Source organism: Enterococcus sp. C57 (genome assembly GCF_040887305.1).
Classification (GTDB): Bacteria; Bacillota; Bacilli; order Lactobacillales; family Enterococcaceae; genus Enterococcus_B; species Enterococcus_B hirae.
Window position 1 is genome coordinate 82,151 of sequence record NZ_JBFOFP010000002.1, and the last position, 15,691, is coordinate 97,841.

The following is a 15,691-nucleotide window of genomic DNA, read 5'->3' on the forward strand; positions in this document are numbered from 1 at the left end:
GGAACTATCATGATCATCAAATCAGAACGCATTAGTTTAAAACATTTATTGACAGTGGAAGCTTTAACGGATCAAGAAGTCATGGGCTTGATCCGACGAGGTCAAGAGTTTAAACAAGGAGCAAACTGGACACCACAAAAACCGCAATACTTTGCGACGAATCTGTTTTTTGAAAATAGTACTCGTACGCATAAGAGCTTTGATGTAGCCGAAAAGAAACTAGGCTTAGAAGTGATTGAATTTGAAGCGAGTACGAGTTCTGTACAAAAAGGGGAAACCCTTTATGATACGGTCTTGACGATGTCTGCGCTCGGTGTGGATGTTGCAGTAATCCGCCATGGAGATGAAAATTACTATGATGAATTGATCCAAAGTAAAACAATCCAATGCTCGATTATCAATGGTGGTGACGGAAGTGGTCAACATCCAACACAATGCTTACTTGATTTGATGACGATCTACGAAGAATTTGGTTACTTTGAGGGATTGAAAGTAGCGATCGTTGGGGATATCACACACTCACGAGTAGCAAAATCAAACATGCAAATGCTGAAACGATTAGGAGCACAAGTCTTCTTTTCAGGTCCACGCGAATGGTACGATGAAGAATTTGAAGTCTATGGGCACTACCTGCCATTAGATGAATTATTAGAACAAGTGGATGTCATGATGATGCTTCGCGTACAACATGAACGTCATGATGGGAAAGAAAGTTTTTCAAAAGAAGCCTATCACCAAGAGTATGGATTAACAGTCGAACGTGCGAAGAAATTGCAAAAGCATGCGATCATCATGCACCCAGCGCCAGTCAATCGTGATGTCGAATTAGCTGACTCCCTTGTGGAAGGACTACAATCACGAATCGTACAGCAAATGAGCAATGGCGTCTTTGTTAGAATGGCGATCTTAGAAGCAGTACTAAACGGAAAAGCGTAAAGCTAGGAGGAAGAAAAGATGAAAACACTCATTAAAAACGGTCAAATCAATACACGAAAGAATGAAACAACACCTGCAGAAATTTGGATCGAAAACGGAAAAATCAAAGCAATCGGCGAAGGATTTTCCGAGGCTGAATTTGATGAAGTGTTTGATGCCAAAGGACAACTGATCACACCTGGTTTAGTGGACGTCCATGTCCATTTAAGAGAGCCAGGATTTACATACAAGGAGACGATTGCAGCTGGTACTAAAGCAGCAGCAAGAGGCGGCTTTACAACTGTTTGTGCCATGCCTAATCTGAACCCTGTACCTGATACCCCGGAAAAATTAGAACAGGTCTATGACTTGATCAAACGAGATGCAGTGGTCAAAGTCTTGCAATATGCACCGATCACTGAAAATCTTCGAAGTGAAGTCTTAGTGGATCAAGAAGCGATGATTAAAGCAGGAGCATTTGCATTTACGAATGATGGCGTGGGTGTTCAGACCGCAGGAACGATGTATCAAGCCATGAAAGAAGCAGCAAAAAATAACAAAGCACTGGTAGCACATACGGAAGATGAATCATTACTATTCGGTGGAGTGATGCATGCTGGTGATAAAGCAAAAGAACTAGGTTTGCCAGGTATTTTAAGTGTAACTGAATCCTCACAAATCGCACGGGATCTCCTTTTAGCTGAAGCAACAGGTGTGCACTATCACGTCTGTCACGTTTCTACCAAGGAAAGCGTGCGGGTCATTCGTGATGCCAAAAAAGCGGGTATCCACGTTACAGCAGAGGTTTCTCCCCATCATTTGATCTTGATTGATGAAGATATCCCCGAAGACTTCGGCTTTTGGAAAATGAATCCCCCATTAAGAGGAAAGGAAGATCGAGAAGCGTTGATCGAAGGACTTCTTGATGGAACGATTGATTGTATTGCGACTGACCACGCGCCACACGGATTAGAAGAAAAAAGCAAAAGTTTCTTAGAATCACCATTTGGGATCGTAGGAAGTGAGACAGCTTTCCAACTGATTTATACGCACTTTGTTGAAACCAATCGTTTCACACTCGAACAAGTGATCAACTGGATGGCTACCAAGCCAGCGGAAATCTTCCAGTTAGAGGCTGGGACATTGACAGTTGGGGCACCAGCTGACGTAGCTATTTTCGATATTGAACACTCAAGTACAATCGATAAGAAAGATTTCTTATCGAAAGGCGAAAACACACCTTTTGTTGGATGGAACGTCAAGGGCGAAACATTAGGAACATTCGTTGATGGAAAATTGGCGTGGCACAAAGGGGAGTGAAGCAAATGGAACGATTATTGATTTTAGAAGATGGGACAGTTTTTAAAGGAAAAGCATTCGGAGCGAATAATAATGTGTTTGGCGAGATCGTGTTTACTACTAGCATGACAGGCTATCAAGAAACGATCACAGACCAAAGTTTCAATGGGCAAATCATTACCTTTACGTATCCGATGGTGGGAAATTACGGTGTCAACCGTGATGATTATGAATCTATCGCACCAACTTGCAAGGGCGTAGTCGTCAAAGAACATGCGAGAGTGGCTTCTAATTGGCGGAGTCAAATGACATTGGACGAGTTTTTGAAACGAAAAGGTATCCCTGGAATTTCAGGGATCGATACTCGGGCATTGACACGAAAAATTCGTCAAGTTGGAACGATGAAAGCGAGTATCGTGGATGCTGGTGATTCCTTTGAACATGCTTTTGATCAATTGAAAGCGACCGTTTTAGCTACAAACCAAGTGCAACAAGTCTCAACGAGTAAACCATATCCAAGTCCTGGAACTGGAAAAAATGTGGCTGTCATTGATTTTGGTTTGAAACATAGTATTTTGCGTGAACTAAGTAAAAGAAACTGCAATTTAACCGTATTACCTTATAATACGGATGCAAAAACAATTCTTTCCCTAGCACCAGATGGCGTCATGCTGACGAATGGACCAGGAGATCCAAAAGACGTACCAGAAGCTATTGAAATGATTCGAGAAATCCAAGGGAAAATACCAATTTTCGGGATCTGTTTAGGGCATCAATTGTTTGCCTTAGCTAATGGTGCGGATACCTATAAAATGAAATTTGGTCATCGTGGCTTGAATCATCCTGTCCGAGAAATCGCGACTGGAAGGATCGATTTTACTTCTCAAAATCACGGCTATGCTGTGGATGAAAAAACAGTTGATCCAGATCAGTTGCTGATCACCCATGTAGAAGTAAATGATGGGACTGTGGAAGGAATTAGACATCGCCATTATCCAGCGTTTAGCGTCCAATTCCATCCTGACGCAGCTCCCGGTCCACATGACGCCCTTCATTTATTTGATGAATTTATGGAAATGATGGATGCAGGAGAGGAGAAATAAACATGCCAAAACGTACAGATATCAAAAAAATTATGGTGATTGGATCAGGTCCGATCATCATTGGTCAAGCGGCGGAATTTGACTATGCCGGAACCCAAGCTTGCCTTGCTTTGAAAGAAGAAGGATATGAGGTCGTTTTAGTAAATTCCAATCCCGCAACGATCATGACTGATCAAGAAATTGCCGATCAAGTGTATATCGAACCGATCACACTAGAATTTGTTTCAAGGATCTTGCGAAAAGAACGTCCTGATGCTTTGTTACCGACATTAGGCGGACAAACAGGCTTGAACATGGCAATGGAACTAGCAGAATCTGATATTTTAGATGAACTAGGCATTGAGCTGTTAGGGACAAAATTATCTGCTATCGATCAAGCAGAGGATCGTGATTTATTTAAAAAGTTGATGGAAGAACTGAATCAACCAATCCCCGAATCTGAAATCGTCACAACTGTTGAAGAAGCAGTCGAATTTGCTAATAAAATTGGCTATCCAATCATCGTTCGTCCCGCTTTCACATTAGGTGGAACGGGTGGTGGAATGTGTAAAAATGAAGAAGAACTTCGAGTGATCGCAGAAAATGGTCTGAGCCTTTCTCCGGTGACCCAATGTTTGATCGAACGCAGTATTGCAGGATTCAAAGAAATTGAATACGAAGTCATGCGTGACTCGGCTGATAATGCCATTGTTGTTTGTAACATGGAAAATTTTGACCCAGTGGGTATCCACACAGGCGATTCGATCGTCTTCGCCCCAAGTCAGACCCTTTCAGATCATGAATACCAGCTGTTGCGTGATGCATCATTAGCGATTATTCGTGCATTGAAAATCGAAGGCGGCTGCAATGTCCAACTTGCACTTGATCCACATAGCTTCAATTATTATGTGATCGAAGTTAACCCACGTGTTTCACGCTCTTCTGCTTTAGCAAGTAAAGCAACTGGTTACCCGATTGCAAAATTAGCGGCTAAGATCGCTTTAGGTTTAACACTTGATGAAATGAAGAATCCGGTAACTGGAACGACTTATGCAGAATTTGAACCAGCTTTGGACTACGTCGTTGCTAAGATTCCTCGTTGGCCATTCGATAAATTTGAGAATGGGGAACGAGTTTTAGGAACTCAAATGAAAGCAACTGGCGAAGTAATGGCGATTGGTCGTAACATTGAAGAATCCCTATTAAAAGCTGTCCGCTCTTTAGAGATCGGGACACACCATTTGGAACTACCAGAACTAAACATGATCGATGATAGTGAATTGATCGAAAAAGTTGTCCGTGCCCAAGATGATCGCTTATTCTATGTCGCAGAGGCGATTCGCCGCGGCTATCCAATTGAAGAATTGGCGGAGTTGACAAAGATCGATTTGTTCTTTTTAGACAAGTTGCTCCATATCGTTGAACTAGAAACTGAACTGTTGGAACACCCGCAGGATGAAAACGTCTTACGTACTGTGAAACAAAACGGGTTTACGGATCAAAAGATTGCTGAACTGTGGAAAACTGAAGCAAAGCAGATCAGAGAGCTTCGTGAAAAATCCGACATCAAACCCGTATACAAAATGGTCGATACGTGTGCGGCTGAATTTGCTTCACAGACGCCTTATTTTTACAGCTCATACGAAGTTGAAAATGAAAGTGAACGATCCGAAAAAGATTCTGTTCTTGTCTTAGGCTCTGGACCCATTCGAATCGGTCAAGGGGTCGAGTTTGACTATGCAACGGTCCATTCAGTTAAAGCGATCCAACAAGCAGGTTATGAAGCGATTATCATGAATAGCAATCCAGAAACAGTTTCAACCGATTTCTCGATCTCTGATAAACTGTACTTTGAACCATTGACTTTTGAAGATGTGATGAATGTCATTGAACTTGAACAACCGATTGGGGTAATCGTCCAGTTTGGTGGTCAGACAGCTATCAATTTAGCGGAGCCGTTAGTTCAAGCGGGGGTCAAAATTTTAGGTACTACAATTGAAGATCTAGATCGAGCTGAAAACCGTGATTTATTTGAACAAGCGTTAAGAAGCCTGGAAGTACCTCAGCCACTAGGTGATACTGCAACTAGTAAAGAAGAAGCAGTAGGGATCGCTTCAAAAATCGGTTATCCTGTTCTTGTCAGACCAAGTTATGTCTTGGGCGGTCGAGCAATGGAAATCGTTGAAAATCAACAAGATTTGGAAGATTATATGGAACATGCAGTGAAAGCTTCCCCAGAACATCCTGTTTTGATTGACCGTTATTTGCTTGGAAGTGAATGTGAAGTAGATGCCATTTGTGATGGGGAAACAGTTCTAATCCCTGGAATCATGGAACACATTGAACGTGCAGGGGTCCATTCGGGGGATTCCATGGCTGTTTATCCGCCACAAGCACTCTCAGCAGAAATCAAACAAACGATCGAAGACTATACGATTCGCTTAGCTCGTGGATTAAACTGCATCGGTATGATGAATATCCAATTCGTGATCCACGACAATCAAGTTTACGTGATCGAAGTCAATCCTCGTGCAAGTCGAACGGTTCCGTTTTTAAGTAAAGTTACAGGAATACCGATGGCTCAAATCGCCACAAAAGCGATCTTAGGTGAAAAGTTAAGTGACTTAGGCTTTACGAATGGCTTATATCCAGAATCAAACGCTGTCCATGTGAAAGCTCCTGTATTCTCGTTTACTAAATTGCAACAAGTGGATACCTACTTAGGTCCTGAAATGAAATCTACTGGAGAAGTCATGGGCTCTGATCAAAACTTAGATAAAGCACTATATAAAGCGTTTGAAGCATCAGGTCTACGCCTGCCAGATTATGGTGCCGTCTTGTTCACGATCGCTGATGAAACTAAAGAAGAAGCGTTAGCGCTAGCTAAACGTTTTTCAGAAATTGGTTACAGCCTATTAGCTACCAAGCATACGGCAGCTTATTTTGAAAAAAATGGGCTGATCGTCACGCCTGTTGCTAAAATCTCTGAAAAAGCAACGGAGAAAAATGTTGTTGAGTTGATTCGAGAAGGAAAAGCACAGGTCGTTGTTAATACCATCGATAAAGATCGAGGAAATGCCTCGAAAGACGGATTTATCATTCGCCGAGAAGCAGTTGAACATGGTATTCCTTTATTTACTTCATTAGATACAGCGGATGCGATCATTCGGGTAATGGAGTCTCGAGCTTTTTCAACACAAGCGATTTGATCAGCATGTTCTAAAATGACAGTTCCTATAATGATTAAGTAATAGTTAAAATAGCTTGTAGGCACCTAAACAGAGATAAAAGTGATCATTTTCGTTCGCCTTGTTACTGACATTGGTTGAAAGGATCACTTTTGTCGAGATGTTTGGCAATGAAAAAATCCCAAAGAGGAGAGCAGATATGAAGCAAGAAGTCATGACAATCATTCAACAAACACAACTAGCACCACGTATTTATGAATTGACTTTAAAAGGAGAATTGGTCAAAGAAATGTTAATACCTGGGCAGTTTTTGCATATTCGAGTACCTAGAGCAGATTTGCTTTTACGCCGCCCCATCAGTATCCATTCGATTGATCAACAAAACTACACTTGCCAGATCATCTATCGAATCGAAGGTGAAGGAACGAAAGAATTTTCTACGTTGAAAGCTGGCGATTCTTTAGACGTTTTAGGGCCATTAGGCAATGGCTTTGATCTATCTGGGTTGTCCGCAGGAGAGGAAGTGTTCATCGTAGGGGGAGGAATTGGTATCCCACCTTTATATGAATTAGCCAAACAACTGAATATGCGGGACGTAAAAGTCACCAATTTTTTAGGATTTGCATCAAAAGAAGTCATGTACCATGAAGCAAAGTTTCATGAATTAGGTGAAACCAGAGTAGCGACGGATGATGGTACTTATGGGATCCATGGAAACGTCGGGAATCTGCTAATGAGTACTCATAAGCAACCAAAAGCTGTCTTTGCTTGTGGTGCAAATGGTCTCTTAAAAACAGTCGAACAACTTTTTGTGGATCACCCAAATGTCCAATTGTCCTTAGAATCACGAATGGCTTGCGGTATCGGTGCTTGTTATGCGTGCGTTTGTCATCGACCGGATGATGAAACTGGAACAAAAAGTGTCAAGGTGTGTGACGAGGGGCCAATTTTTAAAGTAGGAGAGGTTGTCTTATGAGTAATCCCTTAGCAGTTAAGCTCCCGGGTTTGGAATTGAAAAATCCGATCATGCCAGCCAGTGGATGCTTTGGATTTGGAAAAGAATATGGGAAATATTACGATTTGAATCAATTGGGGTCGATTATGGTCAAGGCGACAACGCCGCATGCAAGGTTTGGTAATCCCACCCCACGTGTGGCGGAAACACCCTCCGGTATGTTGAATGCGATCGGATTGCAAAATCCCGGTCTGGAAGTTGTCATGAATGAACTGTTACCAGAATTAGCTGTCTATCCAGATTTACCTATCATTGCGAATGTCGCTGGTGCCTGTGAAGAAGACTATGTCGAGGTTTGTCGTAAAATTGGAGAAGCGCCGAATGTCAAAGCGATCGAGTTGAATATTTCTTGCCCAAATGTCAAACATGGCGGCATTGCCTTTGGGACAGACCCAGACGTTGCCTTTCAATTGACACAAGCTGTCAAAAAGGTTGCAAGTGTACCAGTTTATGTGAAACTTTCCCCTAATGTGACGGATATCGTGCCCATTGCACAAGCAATCGAAAGTGGAGGGGCAGATGGCTTTACGATGATCAATACACTACTTGGTATGCGGATTGATCTGAAAACACGTCAACCTATTTTAGCCAACCAGACAGGCGGTCTTTCTGGTCCTGCGATCAAACCAGTGGCGATTCGTTTGATCCATCAAGTCGCCGCTGTTTCCGAGTTACCGATCATTGGTATGGGCGGTGTCCAAACCGTTGACGATGTCTTAGAGATGTTCATGGCAGGAGCCAGTGCCGTGGCAGTAGGAACAGCTAATTTTACGGATCCGTACATTTGTCCGAAACTGATTGAAGAACTACCTGTACGAATGGCAGAATTAGGGATCGAATCCCTCCAACAACTAATCAAAGAAGTAAGAGAGGAACGAATGAAATGAACCAACGACCAATTATTGCTTTAGACTTTTCGACGTGGCAAGAAGTGGAACAATTTATGCAACTATTCCCTGAAGAGGAAAAATTATTTGTAAAAATCGGAATGGAATTATTTTATCAGGAAGGACCGATTATTGTTCGTTGGTTGAAAGATGCCGGACATGAAGTATTTTTAGACTTGAAACTTCATGATATCCCTAATACGGTGGAAAAAGCCATGCGTGGGTTAGCAAAACTAGGCGTGGATATCACTTGTGTCCATGCAGCTGGCGGAATCAAAATGATGCAAGCGGCACTACGTGGGTTAGAAGAAGGAACACCTGCTGGCAAAAAACGCCCATTGTTGTTAGCGATCACTCAGCTTACTTCAACGAGTGAAGCGGATATGCATCATGATCAATTGATCCAAGTTCCCTTAGAAGAAAGTGTGATCCATTATGCGAAATGTGCCGAAGCTGCTGGACTGGATGGCGTTGTTTCTTCTGCCTTAGAAGTGAGTGGCATCAAAACAGCCACCCGCCAAGATTTCATTTGTCTTTCTCCGGGTATCAGACCAGAAGGAAGCGTTGCAGGTGATCAAACGAGGATCGTCACGCCTGCCCAAGCTCGAGGAATTGGTTCAACTTTCATCGTGGTTGGACGACCAATCACTCAAGCGAAAGATCCCTACCAAGCCTATCAAACAATCAAAGAAGAATGGAGTCGATCAATTTGAATACGATTGAAAAGAACATTGCCAAAGATTTGTTAGCTATTGAAGCGGTTTTCTTAAGCCCAAATGAACCATTCACGTGGGCAAGTGGACTAAAAAGCCCGATTTATTGTGACAACCGCATCACGATGAGTTATCCAAAAGTCAGAAAAGCAATTGCTCAAGGGTTAGCAGAAAAAATCAAGCAAGCATTCCCTGACGTGGAGGTCATTGCTGGTACAGCAACAGCAGGAATCCCTCACGCTGCATGGGTGGCAGAAATCTTGGACTTGCCTATGGTTTATATCCGTAGTAAAGCGAAAGATCACGGTAAAGGCAATCAAATCGAAGGACGGATTTTTGAAGGTCAAAAAATGGTTGTGATCGAAGACTTGATTTCGACAGGCCAAAGCGTTTTAGAAGCAACGGAAGCAGCCAAAAGAGAAGGCGCTAATGTATTAGGTGTAGCAGCGATCTTTACGTATGAACTACCAGCAGGTGAAGAAAATTTTGCCAAAGCAGAGTTACCACTATTTACTCTCACGAATTATTCTGTCTTGATTGAAACAGCGTTAGCCGAAAAATATATTGATGAAGCGGAATTAGCCTTGTTAAAAGAATGGAAAAAGAATCCAGCGGACTGGTTAAAACAGTAACGAAGGAAATGAAGATGGAACAAAAACAAAAGACTCAAAAAAGGGCTTTCGTTGAACAAAATCCATGGTATACTAGGATCAAACAAAACAACTGAATGAAACAAAGGAAGCATCCAAGACGAAAGTTTTGCTATGGACGAGTAGCGCGATTACGGAATTTCGTAAGAAAAATATTTCCTGCGAGGTTTTAGAGCTATGTTGTTTTGAATGCTTCCAAAACTGCCAAAATATTCTACTTCCCAGTCAGCATGTTTTAGAGCTATGTTGTTTTGAATGCTTCCAAAACTCAACAAAGGAACTTTATATATGCTCTTTTGTTTTAGAGCTATGTTGTTTTGAATGTTTCTGAACTAATAGTTGCTGTGCTTCGCTTGTCGTTTTTAAGGCGAGGAGCTTGCACAGAGCTGGTTTTGAATTTTATGATTATGTTTAATGGAAACTAGAGTTGTTTTTCTGGTTTCTATTTTTTTATAGCAAGAATGGCATGATTCTCATCAAAAAAATTAATTTTTCGTTGATTTACAAACGGGATGTTTGCGAAAGATAGTTATTTAATGATAAAATCATCGGAAAAGTAAAGGGGAGGCTATTTTATGGGATTGAATGAATTTATTTTAGGTTTGAATAATTTGGAAAAAATTACACGAGCGCCAGGGTTCTTTAAATTTACTGAACATACGGTAGCCGCTCATTCTTATCGAGTGGCTTCGATTGCTCAAGTCTTAGGTGACATTGAAGAGGTTCATGGTCAAGCGATCGATTGGAAATTACTTTATGAAAAAGCGTTAAATCACGATTACACAGAACGTTTTATCGGGGATATCAAAACACCGGTCAAGTATGCAAATAAAGAGTTACGGGGAATGTTACAAACAGTTGAAGAAAAGATGACGGATGAGTTCATCAACCAAGAGATTCCGGAAGAGTTTCAAGAAGTATACCGCCGACGATTGTTTGAAGGAAAAGATGACACAGTGGAAGGTGAGTTATTAGCAATCTCTGATAAAGTCGATCTATTGTATGAATCATTTGAAGAGATCATCAAGAACAATCCAGAAAAAGTATATAAAGAGATGTTTATTGAAGCGGTAACTACGATCAAAGGGTTTGAGCATCGTCCTTCTGTCAAGTATTTCTTCAACGAGATTTTCCCTGAATTACTGAATCAAGAATTTTATGGGAAAGAAGACTTTTTAGCGACTGTTTCCACGATCGTTAAAAATAGTCAACAATAGAAAATTTTGCAAAGATGCAGGAGGAATAAAAGTGAAAAAGAATATGGATGTTGAATGGGGATATACGGGAGAAAGAGGACCAGAACATTGGGCTGAATTATGCGACTGGTTTGCTAAAGGTGCGGCGTTTGAATTGCAGTCGCCCATTCCATTGACCACTTGTGAACCAGCGAAGGATCAATCAGATACCATTGCTTTTCATTATCAGAAGCAACGGTTTACAGATAAAGAATTTAAAAATACGATCCACTTGGTTCCTTATGATCAGCTTAGTTATGTCGAATTTAAAGGTCAGAAATATTATCTCACAGATATCCATTTTCATATGCCTTCTGAACATCTGATCAATGGGAATCAAGAAGATATCGAGTTCCACTTTGTTCATATGAATGCCAAAAAAGAAAATTTAGTTGTTGGTGTGATGTTTCAGCTAACGACGGATGAAGGTTGGTTGTATGATCGAGACAATGGCGATAGTTGGGATGTAGAAAAACATGAACATTGGACCAATCCATTGGTTCTTTTTCCTGAACAAAAAAGCCATTACCATTATGTCGGCTCTTTAACTACGCCACCAACGAGTGGGCCAATCCAATGGTTTGTCATGGATCAAGTGCAAAAACTAAATAAAGATTTCTTGATTCCTTTTAAAGGACAGTATGCACAACCAAACAACCGTCCGCTCCAACCGTTGAAAAATCGTCCAATCAGTTATTTTGTGAGGGATCATCAGTGAACTTCCAACAATTAAAATATGTAATTGCTGTAGCGAACAATGGGAGTTTCAGAGAAGCAGCTAAAAAACTCTATGTCGCACAACCAAGTCTTTCCGCAGGAATCAAAGAATTAGAAACTGAGTTAGGGATCACGCTGTTCACTCGAACGAATCGAGGGGCGTATCTAACCGAGGAAGGACAAGAGTTTTTAAAAAGAGCGGAACGGATCCTCTTACAGTTAGAGTCTTTAGAAAATTATTATTTAACGAATGAAAAGCGTGAAAGCTTTTCAATTGCTTCGCAACATTATGATTTCTTAGGTCCTTTAACAGCAAAGTTGATCTCTTCTTTCAAAAGTGAAATCAAACAGTTTCGAATCATTGAAACAACGACTGCTAATGTGATTGAAGAAGTGAAGGATCAGCATAGTGAGATTGGGATTCTTTATATGAATGAACACAATCAAGCGGGGATCAAGCGCTACTTAGAACAAGGGGAGCTAGTTGCCCATTCATTAGGAGAATTTCAAACGCACATTTTTTTACGTCAGGGACATCCGCTCAGTGAGAAGAAAGAAATTTTTAAAGAAGAATTACTTCCTTATCCCCAAGTGAGATTTACACAAGATGGCAATAATTTTCCTTATTTTTATGAAGACTTGATTGAAAGTCCTGATCAAGAAACGGTGATCTATACGAGTGATCGGGGAACTTTGATGAATATCGTGTTAGAAACAGATGCTTATGCTTCAGGTTCTGGGCTGGTCATTGGTGAGATCAAAGAGTATTTACGTTTGATTCCGTTGGCAAATAGTCCCCAAAATGAATTGTACGTGATTTATTCAGCTAAGCGCCAATTAAGCGAAATTGCACAAAAATTCATGGAAAGTCTAACCGTTTTACTGAGTCAGATCAAAACAAATTGAAAATGCTCTTTGTCAATAAGGGCTGATGAGTGGTGTAAAATCAAATCTGGGTCAGAATGAACCTCATTCTGTCTCAGATTTTTTTTGTGTTTTGAAAGACAATGAGACAAAATAAATACCAAATAATATTTTTTTCTTCACATTATTTAAGTTTCCTTAAAAGGTGTTAGATAGCACTTTCAACAAAAAAACGTTTTCTTATTCTGATATATTATATACTTTAAGTTATGTAAAAAAATTTCATAAAATATGTGTTTTACGTCATAATCGCTAATATTTACTTCTCCGTAATTGTTTAACTAAACCAATTTTTCATGGTATCTTTTTAGATATCTATCACTACATTATCTCTCGCTACTCCTTATAGTAATTTATCTAGTTGATTGATTTGTAAAATACGATCAACCTGTACAAATGAACAATGAATAAATTTATAAATTACCTTTATAAAATATAATAACAATTGTAAATTATTTGTATGCAAAAAATTTCGAGTTTTTATATCAACACCTTAATCTATATCCTAAAATGAATTGAATTTCGTTGTTCTTATTGACTGTGGATGTGGAAATAATTTTTTATAAATAAAGGACAATACAGAAAAAATGAACGATTATGACATGAAAACTATTTTTTATGACTTTTATATATATAATTTGATTTCTCTGTTATGATTTATTCAGAAAGCGCTTTCTGTTTTTTTGGATTTCGAGGTAATAGAAAATGAAAAATAAGTTTATCTTATCTTTAGATATTTTAACTATTGGAATTTGCGTATCTGAAAGCAAAATCTCTGGATATGCTTCTACAATAAATGAACCATCTACTGTGGCAGATAGTAGCCAAGAATTAACTCTTTTAGATAAAAATGTAGTAGCTAAGGTAAATATCTATTAAAAGTGAAGCGTCTCTATGTGCACTCTATCGTTGGGTACAAAAATAGGAACGTGAAGGACTAGTTGGTTTGATTAGAAAGACTCGAACAGACTTTGGGCAAATTAAAGTTCCAGACGTTAGATTTTTGGTCTAACTTTTGATGATCGGTGCATTATGGCTTTTGAAACAGAATTTTTTCTGTATAAGTTTTTATTTTCCGTAGGATAAGTGAAAATCATTAAATGAAAAGGAGATTGATGGCATATGAGATTAGACAAAATGATAGTTACTTTTATTAATGCTTTAAGCATAGCAAGTGGAATAGGCGGAGCAAGGGCACTGCCTAGTTTAGACAACCAAAATCAAGGGAGGGGATTAGGAAAAGTACTAGATTTAGAAAACAGGAATGAAACCACCCGTTTATCTGATAAAACTTATCCACACAAAAAACTACACTCAAAACACAGAAATAAGGGGAACTTAAAACATTTAGATAAAATACAAGATGATGTTTCAAGACAGCCATATTCTGCTAAAAAATTTTTACATAAAAAAATAAAGAATCTTATTAAGCAAGAAGAGACAGATTTTAAAAAATTAAAAGAGGGAATTTCTACTGAAAGTTCTATAGAAGTTAATCAATTACAAACGAATCTCCGGCGGGTTCAAAATTTTTGCTCGAAATTCCGTAAACTAAGAAATGATATAGTAATTGAATATGGTAAAATGACACAGCAAAAGGTAAATTTAAGAAAGCATAAAATAAAGAACAAAAAAATGCTTAAAGAATGCTATAAAGAAATAAAAGTTTTAAGTACAAATAAAAAGCATATCGACTATCTTATATCCAATTGTAAAGACATGGTAAATCAATTACAAGAGTCTATAGAATCAAAGAAAACCCATTCTGTGAGCACAAGTAAATCAACTATGACAACATCACACGCAGAGCAACCTACGACAACATCACACACAGAGCAACCTACGACAACATCACACACAGAGCAACCTACTATTTCTCTACAAGAAACAGAACGTATTCTAATGAGAAGTAAAAAACTTATATCCCAGTTCAACGAGGGAACTCAAGAAATCAATGCTTTCCGTAGGCAAGAAAAAGAGTTACTTTTACTATTACAGGATCAGTATAGGACTCAATTTGAAAATCCTCGTAATATTAGTGACGTAAAAGCAGACCTTAATGAGATAAATCGTAACATAATTCCAAAATTAGAGTCGGAAAAATTTCATATTCAAGCTGAAATAATTAAGGAGGTAAATCATATAAATTCGCTTGAAGGCCAAGGGAAAATAAGTCCTTTTGAAGCAAAAAAGTTTCTTAATGAGTATAATAAACTCAATATTAACTTTGCTAAAGAAAGAAATAAAAGAGACATATCATTGAAACAGAACCTTTCAAAAAAACTAGAAAGTATAGTTATAAATAATTCAGAGAAACCTATTGCACAAAATACAACTATATCTATGACAAGATAGTCTACAAAAAGTGTGTAAACCTTGGCTCTTTGTCAATAAGGACTGATGAGTGGTGTAAAATCAAATCTGAGACAGAATGAACCTCATTCTGTCTCAGATTTTTTTGTTATTTCATGTTGATTAATTGATTAATCAAAAAGATCCTAAGTTATCACAAAGAAAACAAAAAGAAATACAAGGAGAATCCATTTAACGTGGAAAACTGGCACTACCTTGAAGAACAAGATGAATACATTTGCCCAGCGAATCGTCCGATACCGTTCAAAAATGATAGTCGAAAGATGAAGGTGGCTTTATTCAAGATTTCAAAATCTATGAATGTGAGGATTGTCGGAACTGTCCAGTCCGTCGTTAATGTACGCGTGCGAAAAGTGAATAAAAGCGAAAAATTCAAGTAAATAATAATTGGCGCTATTTCAAAGCAGAATGCATAAAAAAGCTTTTAGAGGAGAAAATCGAAGTCGAACTAGTGTTCGGGAATCTGAAGACTCACTTGGCGTTCCATCGTTTCCATTTGCGTGGGAAACAAGGAGCAACGATTGATATTGGTTTGGCACTGATGGCATTAAATTTAAGAAAATTAGGAAAATATATGGAGAGGAAAGTGTACATAATAGAAAAAATAAGTTCGATTTTGACACTAGCCATCAAAGTCAAACTTATTTTCTTTTTGAGAAAGAACTATTGTCCCACTCTCAAATTATAGAGCCA

The 15,691-nt window shown here is 39.1% G+C and carries 13 protein-coding genes and 1 pseudogene; all 14 read left to right on the plus strand.

Features of this window, described 5'->3' with window-relative positions; all coding sequences use genetic code 11:
* Positions 1–9: 9 nt before the first annotated feature.
* Positions 10–936, plus strand: a complete 927-nt coding sequence (locus tag AB5M32_RS02320; RefSeq protein ID WP_010719215.1) for an aspartate carbamoyltransferase catalytic subunit — start codon at positions 10–12, stop codon at positions 934–936.
* A gap of 18 nt (positions 937–954) precedes the next feature.
* Positions 955–2,235, plus strand: a complete 1,281-nt coding sequence (locus AB5M32_RS02325; protein WP_034697867.1) for a dihydroorotase — start codon at positions 955–957, stop codon at positions 2,233–2,235.
* Between the two features lie 5 nt (positions 2,236–2,240).
* On the plus strand, positions 2,241–3,317 hold the full coding sequence (locus tag AB5M32_RS02330) for a carbamoyl phosphate synthase small subunit (RefSeq protein ID WP_010737537.1): 1,077 nt from the start codon (positions 2,241–2,243) through the stop codon (positions 3,315–3,317).
* A 2-nt stretch (positions 3,318–3,319) separates the two neighbouring features.
* The gene (gene carB, locus AB5M32_RS02335) at positions 3,320–6,505 is read left to right on the plus strand and encodes a carbamoyl-phosphate synthase large subunit (protein ID WP_368024268.1); all 3,186 of its coding nucleotides are present in this window, start codon (positions 3,320–3,322) and stop codon (positions 6,503–6,505) included.
* 178 nt (positions 6,506–6,683) lie between these two features.
* Positions 6,684–7,460 carry a dihydroorotate dehydrogenase electron transfer subunit gene (locus AB5M32_RS02340; protein ID WP_178286293.1) on the plus strand — a complete coding sequence of 259 codons (777 nt, stop codon included), beginning with the start codon at positions 6,684–6,686 and terminating at the stop codon, positions 7,458–7,460.
* Positions 7,457–8,386: a dihydroorotate dehydrogenase gene (locus AB5M32_RS02345; RefSeq protein ID WP_034697879.1), complete on the plus strand. Its 930-nt coding sequence runs from the start codon at positions 7,457–7,459 to the stop codon at positions 8,384–8,386. The genes AB5M32_RS02340 and AB5M32_RS02345 overlap by 4 nt, the downstream gene beginning before the upstream one ends.
* Positions 8,383–9,099, plus strand: coding sequence for an orotidine-5'-phosphate decarboxylase (gene pyrF, locus AB5M32_RS02350; RefSeq protein ID WP_063627082.1), 717 nt, complete (start codon positions 8,383–8,385; stop codon positions 9,097–9,099). The genes AB5M32_RS02345 and pyrF overlap by 4 nt, the downstream gene beginning before the upstream one ends.
* A complete protein-coding gene (gene pyrE / locus AB5M32_RS02355) occupies positions 9,081–9,731 on the plus strand; it encodes an orotate phosphoribosyltransferase (protein ID WP_164445105.1) in 651 nt (216 codons plus the stop codon). Before pyrF ends, pyrE begins: the two co-directional genes overlap by 19 nt.
* A gap of 593 nt (positions 9,732–10,324) precedes the next feature.
* Positions 10,325–10,966 carry a YfbR-like 5'-deoxynucleotidase gene (locus AB5M32_RS02360; RefSeq protein ID WP_010719207.1) on the plus strand — a complete coding sequence of 214 codons (642 nt, stop codon included), beginning with the start codon at positions 10,325–10,327 and terminating at the stop codon, positions 10,964–10,966.
* Between the two features lie 31 nt (positions 10,967–10,997).
* Positions 10,998–11,702: a carbonic anhydrase family protein gene (locus AB5M32_RS02365; RefSeq protein WP_053766052.1), complete on the plus strand. Its 705-nt coding sequence runs from the start codon at positions 10,998–11,000 to the stop codon at positions 11,700–11,702.
* Entirely contained in the window at positions 11,699–12,607 is a 909-nt protein-coding gene (locus tag AB5M32_RS02370; protein WP_053766051.1) for a LysR family transcriptional regulator, read from the plus strand. Before AB5M32_RS02365 ends, AB5M32_RS02370 begins: the two co-directional genes overlap by 4 nt.
* A gap of 723 nt (positions 12,608–13,330) precedes the next feature.
* Positions 13,331–13,504: a hypothetical protein gene (locus tag AB5M32_RS02375; RefSeq protein ID WP_179133717.1), complete on the plus strand. Its 174-nt coding sequence runs from the start codon at positions 13,331–13,333 to the stop codon at positions 13,502–13,504.
* Between the two features lie 243 nt (positions 13,505–13,747).
* Positions 13,748–14,980 carry a hypothetical protein gene (locus tag AB5M32_RS02380; protein WP_368024269.1) on the plus strand — a complete coding sequence of 411 codons (1,233 nt, stop codon included), beginning with the start codon at positions 13,748–13,750 and terminating at the stop codon, positions 14,978–14,980.
* A gap of 146 nt (positions 14,981–15,126) precedes the next feature.
* Positions 15,127–15,686, plus strand: a pseudogene (locus AB5M32_RS02385) (transposase); the annotation flags it as partial.
* Between the last annotated feature and the right edge of the window lie 5 nt (positions 15,687–15,691).

Excerpts from the sequence above, each read along its gene's own strand:
- AB5M32_RS02320 (WP_010719215.1), top strand. The coding sequence starts at position 10 with ATGATCATCAAATCAGAACGCATTAGTTTAAAACATTTATTGACAGTG.
- AB5M32_RS02325 (WP_034697867.1), top strand. The coding sequence starts at position 955 with ATGAAAACACTCATTAAAAACGGTCAAATCAATACACGAAAGAATGAA.
- AB5M32_RS02330 (WP_010737537.1), top strand. The coding sequence starts at position 2,241 with ATGGAACGATTATTGATTTTAGAAGATGGGACAGTTTTTAAAGGAAAA.
- carB (WP_368024268.1), top strand. The coding sequence starts at position 3,320 with ATGCCAAAACGTACAGATATCAAAAAAATTATGGTGATTGGATCAGGT.
- AB5M32_RS02340 (WP_178286293.1), top strand. The coding sequence starts at position 6,684 with ATGAAGCAAGAAGTCATGACAATCATTCAACAAACACAACTAGCACCA.
- AB5M32_RS02345 (WP_034697879.1), top strand. The coding sequence starts at position 7,457 with ATGAGTAATCCCTTAGCAGTTAAGCTCCCGGGTTTGGAATTGAAAAAT.
- pyrF (WP_063627082.1), top strand. The coding sequence starts at position 8,383 with ATGAACCAACGACCAATTATTGCTTTAGACTTTTCGACGTGGCAAGAA.
- pyrE (WP_164445105.1), top strand. The coding sequence starts at position 9,081 with ATGGAGTCGATCAATTTGAATACGATTGAAAAGAACATTGCCAAAGAT.
- AB5M32_RS02360 (WP_010719207.1), top strand. The coding sequence starts at position 10,325 with ATGGGATTGAATGAATTTATTTTAGGTTTGAATAATTTGGAAAAAATT.
- AB5M32_RS02375 (WP_179133717.1), top strand. The coding sequence starts at position 13,331 with ATGAAAAATAAGTTTATCTTATCTTTAGATATTTTAACTATTGGAATT.
- AB5M32_RS02380 (WP_368024269.1), top strand. The coding sequence starts at position 13,748 with ATGAGATTAGACAAAATGATAGTTACTTTTATTAATGCTTTAAGCATA.